The organism is Neomicrococcus aestuarii, assembly GCF_014201135.1.
Classification (GTDB): Bacteria; Actinomycetota; Actinomycetes; order Actinomycetales; family Micrococcaceae; genus Neomicrococcus; species Neomicrococcus aestuarii.
In genome coordinates, this window is record NZ_JACHDR010000001.1 from 2,281,212 (window position 1) to 2,297,849 (window position 16,638).

Genomic DNA, 16,638 nt, shown 5'->3' on the forward strand with positions numbered 1-16,638 from the left:
CCCGGTCACCCCGGTCATGGCTCGGCTCCTAGCTGACCTCACCCCTCTGCGCACCTCTCCCGCGTATCGACGCTTGTGGGTGGGCAATTCGCTCTCGGCGGTAGGTCTGCAAGTCACCATGATCGCGGTGAGCTTGGAAATCTTTGAGATCACCGGCTCCAGCTTTTATGTGGGGCTCGTGGGGCTGTTCGGCCTCGTGCCGCTGGTCATCACCGGGCTCTATGGCGGTTCCATCGCGGACGTTTACGATCGCCGCAAAGTGGCACTGTTCTCTTCGATCGCCCTGTGGATCGTGACGTGTGGGATCGCGCTTCAAGCGTGGCTGGGCTGGCGCAACGTGTGGGTCATCCTGATTCTCATCGCCTTGCACGCGGCCGCGTCCGGCATCAACCAGCCCACGCGCGGCGCCATCATTCCCGCCCTTGTGGGGCGCAAACTCCTGCCGGCGGCGAACTCACTGAACATGGTGACCTTCGGTGTGGCCATGATGGTGGGTCCGCTGGTGGGCGGACTGTTGGTGGCGTGGGTTGGCTACGCGTGGACCTACACCCTGGACGTCGTGACGTTCTTGGCGGCGCTCTACTCGGTGTACCGGCTCCCCGCCCTACCGCCCGAACCGAATGCGGACGGCAGCGCTCGCGTCGCGGGAGTCAAGTCCGTCATTGACGGCTTCAAATTCTTGGGCACGCACCCCAACGTGCGCATGACGTTCCTCATCGACATGGCCTCCATGGTGCTCGCCTCGCCCCGTGCGTTGCTTCCCGCCATCGGCGCACTCCTCTTGGGCGGCGGCGGAACCACCGTGGGCATCCTCCTAGGCGCGGTGGCGCTAGGAACCTTGTTGACCGGACTGTTCTCCGGTCCGCTAGGAAGCATCCATCATCAAGGTAAAGCCGTGTATCTCTCCGTCACCGGCTGGGCCCTCTCCATGGTGGGCTTTGGCATCGTGGTGCTGTGGGCCATCCGAGCCAACGGCGGTCCACTCCCGCTGAACGCGCCGATGACCGGATACGTGTGGATCGCAGCGATCTTCATGCTCACCGCCGGCATCGCGGATTCCATCAGTGCTGTCTTCCGCAACACCATCTTGCAATCGGCGGCACCAGACCACATGCGCGGACGACTCCAAGGCGTCTTCATTGTGGTGGTTGCCGGAGGACCGCGGCTAGGCGACATGATCGCCGGTGGCGTCGCGACTGCCATGGGTGAAGGGTGGACGCTCGTGATCGGCGGCATCGTCAGCGCCGCCACGGCAGCGGCGCTCATGCTGTGGCAGCCAGGCTTCCTCAAGTACGATTCGCGTCATCTCACGCCGTAATTTCACGCGGTAGTTCCACGCCGTAATTCTGCACTGTAGTTCCACTCACTTGCTCCATGCCCTGAGCGGAACACTCCCGCACTTTCACGCGTTGTTATTACAGTAGATGTGACACACCACGGGTGGCTTGTTCAGCGAAAGGACCATCATGCATTCCCACAACAACGGACTGAAGACTGTCGGATTGTTAGGTGGAATGTTTGCCATTCTCCTGGCCATCGGTGGACTCATTGCTTCCTCCACCCAACAGTCCGCGTTCATCTGGATTTTTGGGCTGATCGGTTTGGCAACGACGGCCTACGGTTACTGGAATTCTGACAAGCTGGCCATCCGCGCTATGCGCGCTTACCCCGTGACGGAAGCTCAGCAGCCTGAGATGTACCGCATTGTGCGCGAGCTGTCCCAGACGGCTGGCCAGCCTATGCCCGCGCTGTACGTGTCACCGACCATCGCCCCGAACGCTTTTGCGACCGGCCGCGACCCGCATCACGCAGCGGTCTGCTGCACTGAGGGAATCCTGGAAATCTTGGATGAGCGCGAATTGCGCGGAGTCCTGGGGCATGAGCTCATGCACGTCTATAACCGAGACATTCTGACCTCGTCCGTAGCCGCTGCCGTGGCCGGCGTCATCACCTCGGTGGCCCAGTTCTTGATGTTCTTCGGCGGTGGAGATCGCCGAAACCAAAACCCCATCGCGACCATCGCGATCGCCCTCTTGGCGCCTATCGCTGCGTCGGTCATTCAGATGGCCATCAGCCGCACTCGAGAGTACGACGCCGATGAAGACGGCGCACGCTTGACCAACGATCCGCTCGCTCTCGCCTCGGCGCTGCGCAAGCTCGAGCGAGGAGTGCAGGCTCGGCCGCTTCAAGAAGAGCCGCGCGTGGTCAACGCCTCGCACATGATGATCGCGAATCCATTCCGTGGCGGCGGTGTGCAGAAACTTTTCGCAACACACCCACCCATGGATGACCGTGTTGCCCGCCTTGAAGCCATGGCTGGTCGTCGCCTCGACGGCTAGCCATCAGTGGGTCCTCTCAATGGACTTGTGAATTTATATAGGTGAGCCTAACCTTTGTAAAGCAAGATTGACCTTGCGTAATTCAAAGACCTTGAGGGCCGCGTGTCCACCTGGTTTGGACAAAGGGCACCATCCGCATGACCGGAAACTTTCTGATTGGCCTCCGCGAAGGCCTCGAAGCTGCACTCGTTGTTGTTCTCTTGCTGGCTTACCTGAACAAAACTGGTCCCTCCCATCTGGCGAAACGAATCTGGATCGGCGTCGCAGCGGCTGTTGTGGTGTCTCTGGGTTTCGGTGCACTCCTCACGTTTGGCCCCAGCGGACTGACCTTCGAAGCCCAAGAAATCATCGGCGGCACGCTGTCCATCATTGCCGTGGGCTTCGTGACGTGGATGGTCTTCTGGATGGCGCGCGCTGCCCGCGGTCTGGGCGCTGATTTGCGGTCCAAAGTGGACGACGCCGCAGCGGCCAGTACCGGAGCACTCGTTGCGGTCGCTGCGCTCGCAGTGGGTCGCGAAGGGCTCGAAACAGCACTGTTCTTGTGGGCCGCGGCTCGCGCTACCGGCGAGACGTGGGAGCCACTCGTTGGCGCCGCAATCGGCTTGGCCGTGGCAATCCTCATGGGATTCCTGATTCACAAGGGCGTGCTGGCCATCAAGCTGGCACCTTTCTTCAAGTGGACCGGCGCCCTGCTGATCATCATCGCCGGTGGTGTGCTCGCCTATGGCATTCACGATCTCCAAGAGGCTGGTGTCCTGCCCGGACTGCACAACCTCGCCTTCGATGTTTCCACCATCATTCCGCCAGCAAGCTGGTATGGCGTGCTCTTGAAGGGCATCTTCAACTTCTCCCCACAAACCACCTGGCTCGAAGCGATCGCGTGGGTGGCCTACGTCATCCCGGTCATGGCCTTGTATTTCGCTCGCCTTCGCGGCGGAAACTCCCAGCCGTCCGCCTCCGCAAGTGGCACCCACAGTGCCGTTGTCAGCGCGCACTAAGCGGCGTCGTCGTACTCCCTCTGTATCCCTCTTACGAAAGTACTGTCCTTCCATGAAGCTCATCCAGCGCGCCGTCCCTCTTGCGCTCATCGCGGGCCTCGGCCTGACCGGCTGCACCTCCAACGCGCAACCCAGCAGCGCCACCGGAACGGAAGCCGGCGGACCCATCGCCGTCTCCAGCACGGACACCGAATGCACGCTCACGGCCAGCGAAACCAGCAGCGGCACGGTCACCTTCAACGTCAAGAACGACGGCACCCAGGTCACCGAGTTCTACCTGATCGCCAGCGACGGAAACCGCATTGTGGGTGAAGTTGAGAACATCGGCCCGGGACTTTCGCGCCAGCTCACCGTCATCGCCGGACCCGGCAGCTACACCACCCAGTGCAAGCCGGGCATGGTGGGCGACGGCATCACGCAGGACTTCACCCTCACGGCAGGCGCCAACGGTACCGTCGACGCCAACCGCGTTGCCCTCCAAGAAGACGCCGTGAAGCAGTACCAAGAGTTCGTGGCCCAAGAAGCTGACGCACTCGAGGCCGGAACCGGAGAGTTCGCGGCCGCCTTCGCCGCCGGCAACGTGGCAGAAGCCAAGGCGCTCTACCCCGCCGTGCGCATGCACTGGGAGCGCATCGAGCCCGTCGCGGAATCCTTCGGCGACCTCGACCCCATCTTGGACGCTCGCGAAGCGGACCTCGAAGAAGGCCAAGAGTTCACCGGTTGGCACCGCGTCGAGAAGGACCTGTGGGTGACCGACGCGTCCTACACCAAGATGACCGCCGCTGAGCGTCAAGAAATCGCCGACGGCATGGTCACCAACACCAAGGAGCTGGTCTCCCGCGCCAAGGAAATCGAGTTCACAGTAGACGCGCTCTCCAACGGCTCCAAGGGACTGCTGGACGAAGTCGCCACCGGCAAGGTCACAGGCGAAGAAGAAGCCTTCTCCCACACCGACCTCTGGGATTTCGCGGCCAACATCGAAGGCGCCAAGACGGCATTTGAGGACCTCAAGCCGCTGCTCAAGGGCACCAACGACGAACTTTCCGCAACGTTGACCAAGAACTTTACTGAGCTGGAAACCCTGCTCGCCAAGTACGAAAAGGGCGACGGCTACGTGCTGTACACGGATCTGACGGAAGCGCAGATCCAGGAGCTTTCCGCCGCGGTGGATGCTCTTGGTGAGCCGCTGTCCCAGCTCACAAGCGAAGTTGTGAAGTAGCACTTGGCTGAGAGCACTGCCGGCGTTGGTCGGCGCAAAATTTTATCGGCGCTGGGTGTCGGGGGAGTGGGCCTCGCGGTTGGCGCCGGCGGAGTCTTGAGCGCGCAGGCAGTAACGGCCGCGTCTCAAGAAGAGCCTGCGGTGGCGGACACCGTCCCTTTTTACGGTGCGCATCAAGCAGGAATTACGACGGCGGTGCAAGACCGCTTGCACATCGCTGCGTTTGATGTGACCACTGATTCGCGGGACGAGCTGATCGAGCTACTCAAGGAGTGGACTGCGGCGATCGCGTCCATGACGGCTGGTCAGGAAGTGGGCGGAGATGGCGCGGCGACCGAAGGGTCCTACGAGGCGCCTCCGGAAGACACCGGCGAAGCTTTGGATCTGAGCGCGAGCCATTTGACCGTGACGGTGGGTTTCGGGCGTTCGCTGTTCGTGGATGCTGACGGCAAAGCCCGTTTTGGGCTCAAGGATCACTTGCCCGAAGCGTTGATTGAGCTGCCGCACTTCTCTGGTGACCAGCTCGAGTCGTCGCGCTCAGATGGGGACATTGTGGTTCAAGCCTGCGCTGATGACCCGCAAGTGGCCGTGCACGCGGTACGAAACCTCGTGCGTCTCGCCTTCGGTACGGCGCGCGTGCGTTGGTCCCAGCTGGGCTTTGGTCGAACCTCCTCCACGTCCACCTCCCAAGTGACGCCTCGAAACCTCTTTGGATTTAAGGACGGCACGGCTAATCCCAAGTCTGAGGACGAAGCCGTGATGGATGAACACGTGTGGGTTAGTGGGGCCGCCGGTGGATCTGCGTGGATGAACGAGGGCACCTACATGGTCACTCGCCGTATCCGCATGACGATTGAAACCTGGGACCGCTCTTCTCTCGCCGAGCAGGAAACGGTCATTGGTCGCACCAAGAAGACCGGTGCACCACTCTCCGGCGGCGAAGAGTTCACTGAGCCGAACTTTGAGCTCGCGGGACGACGCGGTCCACTCATCGACGAGAACTCCCACGTGGCCTTGGCTCATCCGTCACGCAACAACGGCGTGCGGATGCTGCGTCGTGGCTTCAACGACACGGACGGTTCGGACAATCTTGGACGCCTCGACGCTGGGCTGTTCTTTATTGCCTTCGTGGTGGATCCGCGCACGCACTACGTTCCCATGCAGACCGCAATGGCGAAGAACGATCTTCTGTCCGAGTACTTGCGCCACACCGGCTCTGGATTGTTCGCTATCCCAGCTGGCGTGAGCGAAGGCCAGTACGTGGGCCAAGGGTTGTTTGAGGCTGCGTAGCCTCCTCGCCTGAAAGGGTGAGAGGCGTTTGGCCAGGCTGAGAAAAGCAATCAGGCCGTGAGCGCCGGGCGATGTGGAATCCCCGGTGCTCACCGCCTGAGTTGTTTGTACAGATTTGTACAGAACCTCTTAGCGGTAGTTCACGAACTGCAACGCAGCGTCAGGGAAGTCCTTGAGCATGGAGATGACTTCCTGAAGATCATCGCGGGACTTCGAGGTCACGCGGAGCTCGTCGCCCTGGATCTGCGCCTTGACGCCCTTGGGTCCTTCGTCGCGGATGAGCTTGGTGATTTTCTTGGCTACATCCTGCTCGATGCCTTCCTTGATGGAAGCCTCGATACGGTACTCCTTGCCGGACGCAAAAGGTTCGCCCGCATCCAAGGACTTCAAGGAGATATTGCGCTTGACCAACTTGGACTGCAAAACGTCCAACACAGCCTTGACGCGCTCTTCGGAGTTTGCCTTCATGAGGATCTTCTCGCCGGAGAAATCAACGTCTGCGCCAACGCCCTTGAAGTCGTAGCGCTGTGCGATTTCCTTCTGAGCCTGGTTCAGTGCGTTTGAGACTTCTTGCTTGTCAACCTTGCTGACAACATCAAAACTAGAATCGCTAGCCATGTGAAACTCCTGACATTTGAGGGATTACTTTCGCACTACACTATCCATTTCTGGAGCAGAATTCGCGAAGATTCCGGGTTTTTGAGTGCAGGTACACATCTATACACGCCACGTGAGGGTGAAGTGTGGGGGATGTTGCGAACCCTCAATTAGATTTCTGCGCCCGCACTCTGTAAAGTATCTATTCGTTCCAAAAGGAACGTTCGGCAGATTACCCGAGCGGCCAAAGGGGGCTGACTGTAAATCAGCTGGCAACGCCTACGGGGGTTCGAATCCCTCATCTGCCACCGTTGTAATGTCCTGGGACATCGTTCTGAACGATGTCCCAGGACATTTTTGTTTAACTTGGTGCCTGGTGGGTGCTGGGTTTTTGTTTTTGGTAGTTCTTGTTGGGGTCGATTTCGAACTGTTTGAGTATTTCTCCGGTTTTTGTGTCGATGACGGTGATGTCGGCGTTGTCGATGAGCATTCGTATTTTGTGGCCGCTGTAGGTGAACCGTACTGGGTTTGCTAGACACTCATGATTGATCGGAGAATGAGTTATGCCCAGTGGAGTGAAGTACGACACAGCGTTTCGGGAGCGCGCGGTCCGGTTGTTGCAGGAACGCCGTTCGGAGTATCAGGAAGAGTCTCTTACGGCGTCGATCCGGCAGGTTGCTGGCGTGGTGGGGATGCCGTATGACACGTTGCGGACATGGAATCGACAATCAACTCCTGGTTTGGCGGGGGCTGTGAGTGTGGATTTGGCGAGCGAGAATCGTAGGTTGAAGCGCGAGCTCGCGGAAGCGAAGCGGGCGAACGAGATCTTGCGTTCGGCAGCGTCTTTTTTCGCGGCGGAGCTCGACCGCCCACGAGGTTGATCGTGAAATTCATTGATCATCATCGGGATCGCTATGGGGTCAAGCCGATCTGCACGGTGCTCACGCGTCATGCGGGTGTGAAGATCGCCCCGAGCACGTATTACGCTTTCAAATCCCGACCAATAAGCGCCAGAACACGACGTGATAGTGAGCTTGTGCCGGTCGTGAGGCAGCTGCATGAGCGTCATTACGGAGTGTATGGGATTGTGAAAATGTGGCATGCACTCAAGCGTGAAGGCCATGTTGTGGGCCGTGATCACGTGGCACGGTTGATGCGACTGGCCGGTGTTCACGGGGTCGTTCGGGGCAGGAAACCGGTGACCACGGTTTCCGATCGGAGCGCGCACCGGTTCCCTGATCTTGTCAAACGCGGGTGGGACGTCACGGATTTGAACACGGTCTGGGTGGCTGATTTCACTTATGTGCGTGTCCCGTCAGGGTTTGTGTATGTCGCTTTCATCACCGATGTGGCCTCCCGCAGGATTCTGGGATGGAACGTGGATACGTCCCGGCGTACCTCGTTGGTGACGAATGCGTTGAATCATGCACTCATGGTTCGACGGCTCAGTGGGCAACGTTTCAGCGTGAAAAAGCTGATTCATCATTCAGACGCCGGCACTCAATACACGTCCACTGAACTCAAAGAAGCCTTGTCACATGCGGGTGTGCGGGGTTCTATCGGGACGGTGGGTGACGCGTTGGATAACGCGTTGATGGAATCGGCGATCGGTTTGTATAAGACTGAACTCATTCACGCGAGGAAGCGGAAAGTGTGGGGCTCTGTGCAAGAAGTCGAAACCAGGACCGCCGAATGGGTGGACTGGTTCAACACCATGCGCGTGCACTCGAGCATCGGGTATCAAACTCCCACGGAATTCGAGAACAATTACCACCAACAAACCACGGCTGGAACCCTCAGTGCGTGAACACAAACTGTCTATCAAACCCAGTACGGTTCAAGATCATAATATGTCTGCTCGTATTCCTCTGGCGTTTGGTGGTCCAGGGCGGAATGCAGGCGTTCGTTGTTGTACCAGTGGACCCACTCGAAGACGATTTCCATGACGTCGGTTTCGGTCTTCAACGCCCCGCTGCGGAACGGTGAGTCCTTCGCAACGGCCTCGTTCTTGAACAACCCCATCACGGTCTCGGCTGCTGCGTTGTCATAGGCGTCACCAACACTGCCAATGGACGGTTGTAGGCCCTCCAAGGCCAGGGTGTCGGTGTACCGGATCGAGGTGTACTGGCTTCCGGCATCGCTGTGGTGAATTAGTCCCGTCGGTGCCGGGCGGCCGGTGTGTTCGCGCCGCCACAAGGCCATCCGCAGGCAGTGTTCGACGAACGCGGTGTCCTTGACGGTTGAAGTTTCCCAGCCGAGGATCGCCCGGGAATACAGGTCGATGACCAGGGCAACGTAGACGAATCCGGAGTAGACCGGGACGTACGTAAAATCAGTGACCCAGATCTGGTTCGGAGCCGCGGCGGTGAAGTCCCGGTTCACCAGGTCCCCGGCACGGCGGCCGTCCTTGCCGGAGATGGTGGTACGGGTCTTGCGGCCTCTGACGAGCCCGTTCATGCCTTCTTCGCGCATGAGCCGGTCCACGGTGTGTTTGGAGGCTTCCGGGAAGCCGTTACGGCGCAGCCACTGTGTCATTTTCCGCCGTCCGTAGATGATCTCGGGACGGGGGCGTCCCTTCGCGTCGGGGACTTTCACAGCACGAAGTGCATCGGTGAGGCGGGCGTCTTCGATGGTGCGCAGGGCTGGAAGGCGTTTCTTCCACGCCCGGTAGGTTCGTGCGGCGACCCGCACGCCCTGCTCCCGCAGGACGGCACAGATCGACTCGACCGCGTAACCAACAGCCCGCATTTCGTCGATGAATCGACAGATCAGCGGCGGCGAGGGTCGAGCTCCCTCGCGAAGAAAATCGAGGCCTGTTTCAGGATCTCGTTAGACTCTTTCAAGTCCCGCACCTCAGCCCGGAGCCGCTTGATTTCCTCCAACTCATCAGTGCTTGGTCCGGTCTTCTCACCGGCATCGATTTGAGCCTGGACAACCCAGCGCCGGAGCGATTCAGGGCCGACCCCGAGCTTCGGGGCCAGTGCCTTGCAGGCAGCGTAGACAGACGGGTATTCGGACAACCGATCCATGGTCATGCGCACTGCACGGTCACGAACTTCGGGCGGGAACTGCTTGGGCATAGTCACTATCTTTCTCACAGAAGATAGCGGCATCAAACCCGGGACGGCTCACTGTGGCGCGTTGCTAGGTGATTTACAGGTCGCTTAGGCGCTGAGTCCCAGGTTGGCGGTGGTGTTCTCTTTTGGGCTGTTATCGGTGCAAGGTTGTGCGATGCGTGTCAGAGACTGATCGCTCAGTGTGAAATTCGGAAATCCATGGGTTTCGGTTCCTTAGACATGCTGGTCGGGCCATAAATGAATCGGGTCAATGCTTAGACATAAGCACTGGGTAAACACCTTTTGCGAAGAGGCCTTGGTTGGTCTGTTCTTGAATCACAGGAGGACCGCCTTAAAGGTAGAGCGCCACGCCCAGCGGATCGGTCGTTCCTCGCGCCCACAAGGCGCGCCGCAGAAAGGTGAACCGTCAACAAATTAGTGCCCGAGCTTGCGAGATTGGTGATACGAGTCGCTAGTAGTTGCTAGTATCGCGAATATGTTCGAACCACCCGTGCCCGCGTCAGCGCAGTCCTTGTCCGTTCAGCAAAACGTACGTGTTTTAGGCGCTCGTGAACACAACCTTCAGGACATCGATCTCACGGTGCCCCGCGATGCGCTGGTGGTTTTCACTGGAGTCTCTGGCTCTGGGAAGTCCTCTCTGGCTTTCGGAACGCTGTTCGCAGAGTCCCAACGCCGCTACCTAGAGTCGGTCGCTCCCTATGCGCGTCGTCTGATTGACCAGGCTGGCGTTCCGGACGTCGATTCAATTACAGGTATGCCGCCGGCCGTTGCTCTTCAGCAGCAACGTGGAGGTCGTAGCGCTCGCTCTTCGGTCGGTAGCATCACTACGGTGTCTTCGCTAGTGCGCATGCTCTTTTCCCGGGCTGGACACTATCCTGATGATCAGCCGATGCTCTACGCCGAAGACTTCTCTGCCAACACCGTGCAGGGAGCTTGTCCGGAGTGTCACGGCATTGGCCGGGTGTACGAAGTCCCTGAAGACAAGATGGTGCCCGACCCCTCGCTTACGATTCGCGAGCGGGCTATCGCCTCGTGGCCAAAAGCCTGGCACGGTCATCAGTTGCGCGATGTGCTTGTCGCCCTCGGGTACGACGTGGACGTCCCCTGGAAGGATCTGCCAAAGAAAGAACGTGACTGGATCCTTTACACAGATCAGACTCCGTATGTCCCGGTCCATTCGCGGCTGACTCTCGCCGAGGCACGGGCCGCAATCGCGCGAGGTGTCGAACCTAGTTACTCGGGAACGTTCGTGGGTGCTCGCCGGTACGTACTCGACACGTTCGCGAATAGCAAGAGCGAGGCAATGAAGCGGCGTGTGGCGCAGTTCCTTACAGTCGCTCCTTGCCCTGCTTGCCATGGTAAACGGCTGAAGCCGGAGGCCCTGTCGGTGACGTTCGAAGGCCTAGATGTCTCAGACCTCTCCAGCTTGCCGCTGGCGCAACTCTCGGTACTGATCGAAAAAGCAGTTGAGCAGGCCACCGCCGATCTCGACGGGATCGAGAAAGCAAGTCACAGAACAGACGACGCAGCCCGACCAGATGCAGCGCAGCAGCGCGTCGATGCCGAGGAAACAACCCACCGGGGTGCCCATACGGTGAACAGGGAAGCGAACCACTCAGCGGGAAGGCTGGCCGCCACAGCCCGGCTGGGCGCAGAACTCGTCAATAGGCTACGGCCCATCATTGACCTAGGGCTGGGGTATCTTTCCCTAGGACGGACCACTCCCACACTCTCCGGAGGAGAATTACAACGACTGCGTCTCGCAACCCAACTGACCTCTGAACTCTTCGGGGTGGTATACGTTCTCGATGAGCCTTCCGCTGGATTGCATCCGCAGGATGTCACCGCGCTGCTCGGCATTCTGGACGGGCTCAAGCGACGAGGCAACAGTCTATTCGTCGTCGAACATTCGGTGGACGTGATGCGCCATGCTGACTGGTTAGTTGACATCGGACCAGGCGCGGGAGAGCGCGGCGGTCGTGTCGTCTACAGCGGGCCTACCGAAGGGCTCGCGGAGGTGGAGGAATCCGTCACCCGCGGGTATCTGTTCGAGGGCAATGGACTGCTTCAGCGGACGCCCCGCCAGCCACAGGGATGGCTGCGCCTCGAGCAAGTCACCCGTAACAATCTGCACAATGTGTCGTTATCCGTTCCGCTCGGGGTGTTCACCGCTGTCACCGGAGTTTCAGGATCAGGAAAGTCGAGCCTAGTCAGCCAGGCCCTGCCGGCGCTGATCGGCGAACGACTGGGTCGGACTGCGCAGGCAGAGGATACTGACACTCCCGAAGATGACGAGCTTTTGCTGTCGGATGAACCCGAGGAGGTCAAAGGATCGGTCCGCGGAGACTTCTCTGGGGTGCGCCGCGTCGTAAGCATTGACCAGAGGCCTATCGGACGCACCCCGCGTTCGAACGTCGCCACCTATACCGGGCTGTTTGATCATGTGAGGCGGAGGTTCTCCGAAACGCCCGAGGCTCGTGCACGCGGGTACAAACCGGGTCGATTCTCCTTCAACGTCACTGGCGGCCGTTGTCCTACCTGCAAGGGAGAAGGATCGGTGATGGTAGAACTGCTATTCCTGCCATCGGTCTACACCGAATGCCCCGACTGCCACGGCACCCGTTACCAATCCACCACGTTGGAGATCATCTGGCGCGGCTGCAACATCGCGCAGATTCTCGCCATGAGTGTTGAGGAGGCTCACGATTTCTTTCACGAGGAGCTCGATATCATGCGCTCGCTGGGGGCACTGATCGATGTCGGTCTCGGGTACCTGCGGCTCGGACAGCCGGCTACCGAGCTGTCCGGAGGCGAGGCGCAACGCGTCAAGCTCGCTTCTGAGCTGCAACGATCCCAGCGTGGAGACACGCTTTATATACTTGACGAACCTACCTCAGGGCTCCACTGTGCAGATTCCGACCGGCTTGTGGCTCACCTACAGACACTCGTTGACGCAGGAAATACTGTCATCGCGGTCGAGCTCGACATGCGCGTTGTCGCAACGGCCGACTACGTCATCGACCTCGGCCCGGGCGCAGGTGAGGACGGGGGCACAGTGGTATCCTCAGGAACCCCTGAGGAAGTCGCCTCGCGCGGAGTCGGCGCGTCGGCACCGTACCTCGAAGCGGCATTGCACGAGGCTGCCTCCCGCGGGTGAGCGCCGGTGGGCTTCGCAGAGGGAGCTGGCCGGACTGGTGAGCACATCAAAAGAGTATGTGCTGTGCCTGATATGAGAACCAGGTTGCGAGCTTGTGGCGCAGGCATTGACGATGAGCCGGTGGGCTGCTCGGACGAAATTCCCTGAATCGTCTGGTGTAGTTGATGCAGTTCACTGGCGGTATCAGATGTCAGGCGTTTTATACCTCAAAACCCTGCGGCGGATCAGATGAGAAAGGAAAGTCAAAGCACCCGGGATTGCTATATGCAGTGGTTCTTTGACGGTATACACTGCTCGAAAGGCCAGTCGTTATCGCAAGTTTGGCCTTGATATAAAAGTAAAACAGTCGACACAGGGATCTCATCGTTGGTGCCAAGACAAAGCCGCGTCTGGTAGTTACCTACGCCCTGTCCTTGGGCAGGCGGGCTGACGCCTTTTGGAACTTCGAAGAGTACACTGACGACTGTACCAAGGTAGTGCTGCACCTAGATTATGTTGTCGTTTATGGACAGGTGATGACCCGCCTACACAGGCAGGTCATCACCTCTTAAAGAACGGAGCACAAAATGGCAGACGAATTGAAAGGCAAGCGGGTAGCGATCCTTGCCGCAGACGGCGTGGAGCGAGTCGAGCTGGAACAGCCGAGACAGGCGCTACTTGATGCCGGCGCCACGACTGAGCTGCTGTCGCTGCACGAGGGCGAGATCAAAGCTCGAAAGAATGACCTGGATGAAGCTGGGACATTCTCAGTAGATGCCCTAGTGAAATCAGTTTCGGTCGGTGACTATGATGCACTGTTGCTTCCTGGTGGCACGGTCAACCCGGACCAGCTTCGGATGGATGCCGATGCGGTAGGTTTTGTGCGCGATTTCGTGGCCACCGGCAAGCTGGTCGCCTCGATCTGCCACGGCCCATGGACGCTGATCGAAGCCGGTGTCGCGAACGGTCGGACGCTGACTTCCTACCCGAGCATCCGCACTGACTTGCGCAATGCCGGTGCGAATGTCGTGGATGAAGAGGTCGTACGTGATGGGAACCTCATCACCAGTCGCTGGCCCGACGATCTTCCGGCTTTTTGCTCCGCGATCGTAGAACAGCTCAGCGAAGCCAAGGGAGGCGACCATGATTGAGGTTGCATTGTCGGTAGTACTGCGGGCCAAGCCAGGCAAAGAAGAGGAAGTCGCGGAGTTTCTCCGTAGCGCGCGCTCGATTGTCGAGCAAGAAGAAGGGACGCGGGCCTGGTTCGCTTTGAAGTTCGATGCATCGACCTTCGGGATCTTTGACGTGTTCCCAGACGACGGGGCCCGCCAGACTCACTTGTCTGGAGGCGTCGGCCAAGCGCTCGCTGCCCAGGGAGCAGATCTGTTCAGCGTAGACCCGAACGTTGAGAACGTCGATGTGCTTGCATATAAGCTGCCCGGTGAAAACGTGTAGAGGACTAATTTTAGTGGTTTTACCGGGTGTGGTCTTCACGGTTCTGCTATAACCCGCACCGGGAAGTCAGCTGACGGCACATAGAAATCCAGAGCTGGGCATGGGGTTCTCCGCAACTAGTGGACACATGATCTAGCTTATTCAGCTGGGTCGAGGTGAACTGCGCGCCGCGGTCCGTGTGGAACACCACCTGACCCGGAATCTGTTCTCGCAGGGTCCTGGCTATGCGCAGAGCCCTCTTCACCAAATCGGTGTTCTGCCCGTTGCGCAGCAATCCTTGGGGGTGGGCCAGAGGTTTGGCGTTGCCTCCAGGCGTAATAGCTTGACTTTGATACCTGAAGTAATGCCGCCATCCGTGTCAGGGTGAACTCATCCTTTAACGCGTGCATCAGTTCGAACCGTTCGACCGATGTTGCTTCGACGCGAAGAAGGAGGCGGCTTTCCCCGGAAGCGGTTGTCCTTCCGCAGTTCGAAGACTTCTTTGCGCAAGCGTTTGAGTTCCTCGCTATCGGACTCGTCCATCGCTGCGGTCGGCTCACCGTCCGGGCCTCGGCGGGATCGTTCTTTCTTCACCTGTGCCCAGTGTCTGCTCGCCGAGGTTCAGTTCCTTGGCTACCGCGCTGATGTTGCGTCCGGTATCGATGATCAGGCCGGCGGCTTCTCGGGGATATTCCCCGGTGAAGGACCTGCGTTGCTTTTCGTATTGCTCATCAGTGACATCCTGCCAAATGCGGGATCGGGTGGTTCCGAATGTTCGGGTGTCCACTAATTCAGGCTAACCCCAGATGCGTATTCGCCGAACAAACCGGACGAACTTCCTAGCTGCTAGGAAAGTCGTTGATGAGAGTCGCGCTGTTCTTTGTGGAAGGGGCAGCGCGACTCTTCTCCTTTTTGGAGAGAAAGAATCGGGGCAGCGTGGGTTCTTTCTTTTGCGTGGAAGTGAAAGTTGGGGTTGGTAGCCCATAATCTGTTGTCTGAGTTCTTGTTTGTCTCAGTGGGGAGTGTCTTAGCGTGGCTGGGTGTGAGTTTGAGGTTGTGACTGGTCTTGATCGTGGTGCGCAGCTTGAATGGATGCGCTCGTTGAGGCCGAGGACTGCGTTTATCGAGTTGGTTTTTTGTGATGGCGATGATTCGCATCCCTTGGTTGGGCGTCTTTCGGTTTTGAAGCCGAGTCGGCGTGAAGGCGTCGGCGTGCGTCCTGGGTACTCCCGTTCACAGCCGGATGCTGTGTTGCTTCGGTATCGCTATGACCGGGAAATCGTTAGGGCTCTTGAAGATCTGGGCGGGTTTTTTAGTTACGTGGCAACTCCGACAGGGGACCAGATTCATGAAACGGACCTGGGCAATGTTGATGTGGCTTTCCTTGATGCCGGCGGGGATTTACTTGGCGCGACAGTCACGCATGAAGGGCTGGTTCTAGTACTTCGAGTACCTCAAGCGTAGCCCGACGCGGTTATCGTCTGTTCCGGGCTGAGGGGGGAAGTAAGATTCGGAGCCTTTTGCTTTGTGCTTCCACGTTTCGATACAAGGAACCTTCATGGAACACTTAGTCACGGTTCCCAGTCCGTCGTTTGCCTACGCAGCTTCAAGCGCCTCGTATTCGCGCACGTAGACGTCCATGACAAACATGAACGATTCCGGATCTGCGGAGGAAATGACGTCGAAGTGCGTCCACTGCCAAGAAGTCGCTCCGTTGTCATCCTCGGGAGGGCTCGGACACTGGTCCGGGTAAAACCACTTGTCGTTCTTCCAGATCGCGTGGACCTGTCCCTGGACCGTCCCGGACTCGGACGGTTCCTCAAGCGCCCGTGGCACCCGGAGTCGTTCTTGAATGGGGCGGGCAACGCCCACGGCGTAGATCTCGGTGTCAACGACTTCAACGGTCTCAGGAAAGCGGCGCGTGTAGTCGGCGCTGAGAGTGGTGGTGAGGGCTATGGCATCGCGCAAGATGCAGTTTTCAATGACGAGAAGGAGGGTGTAGCGGCCCATGATTGGTCCCATTTCCAGTTTTGGTGGTGGCTAGTTTCCGTTCTTCTAAGCGCTTGCTAGTGAATTTAGCCGTTTTCTTCCGTCAGCGGACTCCCGGCAAAAACTCTGTGGATAACTCGCTTCAGCCGCTACCGTTAGTTCATGGCAACCATCAACATCAAAGAATCGTCGTTCGAGAAGACCATTACGGACAACGAGATCGTCTTCATCGACTTCTGGGCCGCTTGGTGCGGTCCGTGCCGCAACTTCGCGCCGGTCTATGACAAGGTTTCGGAGAAGCACCCTGATGTCACCTTCGCAAAGGTAGACACGGAAGCTGAGCAGGGTCTCGCAGCGGCCGCTGGCATCACGTCTATCCCAACGCTCATGGCTTTCCGCGATCGCGTGCTGGTGTTCAGCCAGCCTGGCGCACTGCCTGAAGCGAACTTCGAAGAGCTGGTTCAGGCCGTCAAGGGTTTGGATATGGAAGAGGTTCACGCACAGATTGCGGCTCAGCAGCAAGGCTCTGACAAGCAGTAATCGTCAACTCACACCTCCT

At 58.8% G+C, this 16,638-nt stretch carries 14 protein-coding genes, 1 tRNA gene, 2 pseudogenes and 1 other annotated feature; of the genes and pseudogenes, 12 read left to right on the forward strand and 5 right to left on the reverse strand.

Features of this window, described 5'->3' with window-relative positions; all coding sequences use genetic code 11:
- The first annotated feature begins 16 nt into the window (after positions 1-16).
- From HD598_RS10335 to efeB, 5 genes are all read left to right on the forward strand, one after another.
- The gene (locus HD598_RS10335; protein WP_183665697.1) at positions 17-1,318 is read left to right on the forward strand and encodes an MFS transporter; all 1,302 of its coding nucleotides are present in this window, start codon (positions 17-19) and stop codon (positions 1,316-1,318) included.
- A 148-nt stretch (positions 1,319-1,466) separates the two neighbouring features.
- Positions 1,467-2,339: a zinc metalloprotease HtpX gene (htpX, locus tag HD598_RS10340; protein ID WP_183665699.1), complete on the forward strand. Its 873-nt coding sequence runs from the start codon at positions 1,467-1,469 to the stop codon at positions 2,337-2,339.
- 137 nt (positions 2,340-2,476) lie between these two features.
- Positions 2,477-3,337: an iron uptake transporter permease EfeU gene (gene efeU / locus HD598_RS10345; protein WP_183665701.1), complete on the forward strand. Its 861-nt coding sequence runs from the start codon at positions 2,477-2,479 to the stop codon at positions 3,335-3,337.
- A gap of 52 nt (positions 3,338-3,389) precedes the next feature.
- The gene (efeO, locus tag HD598_RS10350) at positions 3,390-4,556 is read left to right on the forward strand and encodes an iron uptake system protein EfeO (RefSeq protein WP_183665703.1); all 1,167 of its coding nucleotides are present in this window, start codon (positions 3,390-3,392) and stop codon (positions 4,554-4,556) included.
- A gap of 3 nt (positions 4,557-4,559) precedes the next feature.
- Entirely contained in the window at positions 4,560-5,846 is a 1,287-nt protein-coding gene (gene efeB / locus HD598_RS10355) for an iron uptake transporter deferrochelatase/peroxidase subunit (protein WP_183665705.1), read from the forward strand.
- Positions 5,847-5,975: 129 nt separating this feature from the next.
- On the opposite strand, the gene HD598_RS10360 is transcribed toward efeB, so the two are convergent.
- Positions 5,976-6,464: a YajQ family cyclic di-GMP-binding protein gene (locus HD598_RS10360; protein ID WP_071894910.1), complete on the reverse strand. Its 489-nt coding sequence runs from the start codon at positions 6,462-6,464 to the stop codon at positions 5,976-5,978.
- A gap of 205 nt (positions 6,465-6,669) precedes the next feature.
- On the opposite strand from HD598_RS10360, the gene HD598_RS10365 reads away from it, so the two are divergent.
- Positions 6,670-6,751 (forward strand) — tRNA-Tyr (locus HD598_RS10365).
- 53 nt (positions 6,752-6,804) lie between these two features.
- Here the strand turns inward: HD598_RS10365 and HD598_RS13585 are convergent.
- Complete coding sequence (locus tag HD598_RS13585) at positions 6,805-6,933, reverse strand: hypothetical protein (RefSeq protein ID WP_260170537.1); 129 nt, start codon at positions 6,931-6,933, stop codon at positions 6,805-6,807.
- A 73-nt stretch (positions 6,934-7,006) separates the two neighbouring features.
- Here HD598_RS13585 and HD598_RS10370 point away from each other — a divergent pair.
- Positions 7,007-8,250: pseudogene (locus tag HD598_RS10370) on the forward strand (IS3 family transposase).
- Positions 7,282-7,416, forward strand: a sequence feature (AL1L pseudoknot). (Overlaps the previous pseudogene by 135 nt.)
- 14 nt (positions 8,251-8,264) lie before the next feature.
- Here HD598_RS10370 and HD598_RS10375 read toward each other — a convergent pair.
- Positions 8,265-9,523, reverse strand: a protein-coding gene (locus HD598_RS10375) for an IS3 family transposase (protein ID WP_183665707.1) whose coding sequence is annotated in 2 segments (ribosomal slippage) — positions 8,265-9,250 and positions 9,250-9,523 — 1,260 coding nt in all. Because the reading frame shifts where the segments join, the coding sequence is not laid out codon by codon here.
- Positions 9,524-9,995: 472 nt separating this feature from the next.
- Here HD598_RS10375 and HD598_RS10380 point away from each other — a divergent pair.
- The 3 genes from HD598_RS10380 to HD598_RS10390 all read left to right on the forward strand — a co-directional run bounded on the left by HD598_RS10380 (position 9,996) and on the right by HD598_RS10390 (position 14,111).
- Positions 9,996-12,677 carry an excinuclease ABC subunit UvrA gene (locus tag HD598_RS10380; protein ID WP_183665709.1) on the forward strand — a complete coding sequence of 894 codons (2,682 nt, stop codon included), beginning with the start codon at positions 9,996-9,998 and terminating at the stop codon, positions 12,675-12,677.
- A 566-nt stretch (positions 12,678-13,243) separates the two neighbouring features.
- Complete coding sequence (locus HD598_RS10385) at positions 13,244-13,807, forward strand: type 1 glutamine amidotransferase domain-containing protein (RefSeq protein ID WP_071894913.1); 564 nt, start codon at positions 13,244-13,246, stop codon at positions 13,805-13,807.
- Complete coding sequence (locus HD598_RS10390) at positions 13,800-14,111, forward strand: putative quinol monooxygenase (protein ID WP_071894914.1); 312 nt, start codon at positions 13,800-13,802, stop codon at positions 14,109-14,111. Before HD598_RS10385 ends, HD598_RS10390 begins: the two co-directional genes overlap by 8 nt.
- A 133-nt stretch (positions 14,112-14,244) precedes the next feature.
- Here HD598_RS10390 and HD598_RS10395 read toward each other — a convergent pair.
- Positions 14,245-14,841: pseudogene (locus tag HD598_RS10395) on the reverse strand (transposase); the annotation flags it as partial.
- A 305-nt stretch (positions 14,842-15,146) separates the two neighbouring features.
- Between HD598_RS10395 and HD598_RS10400 the strand changes: the two are divergent.
- Positions 15,147-15,554 (forward strand): hypothetical protein, encoded by a 408-nt coding sequence (locus HD598_RS10400; RefSeq protein WP_157103301.1) that lies wholly within the window; start codon positions 15,147-15,149, stop codon positions 15,552-15,554.
- A gap of 132 nt (positions 15,555-15,686) precedes the next feature.
- Here HD598_RS10400 and HD598_RS10405 read toward each other — a convergent pair whose 3' ends face one another.
- A complete protein-coding gene (locus tag HD598_RS10405) occupies positions 15,687-16,112 on the reverse strand; it encodes a hypothetical protein (protein WP_071894916.1) in 426 nt (141 codons plus the stop codon).
- Between the two features lie 129 nt (positions 16,113-16,241).
- Between HD598_RS10405 and trxA the strand changes: the two genes are divergently transcribed.
- Positions 16,242-16,619 (forward strand): thioredoxin, encoded by a 378-nt coding sequence (gene trxA, locus HD598_RS10410; protein WP_183665711.1) that lies wholly within the window; start codon positions 16,242-16,244, stop codon positions 16,617-16,619.
- Positions 16,620-16,638: the final 19 nt, after the last annotated feature.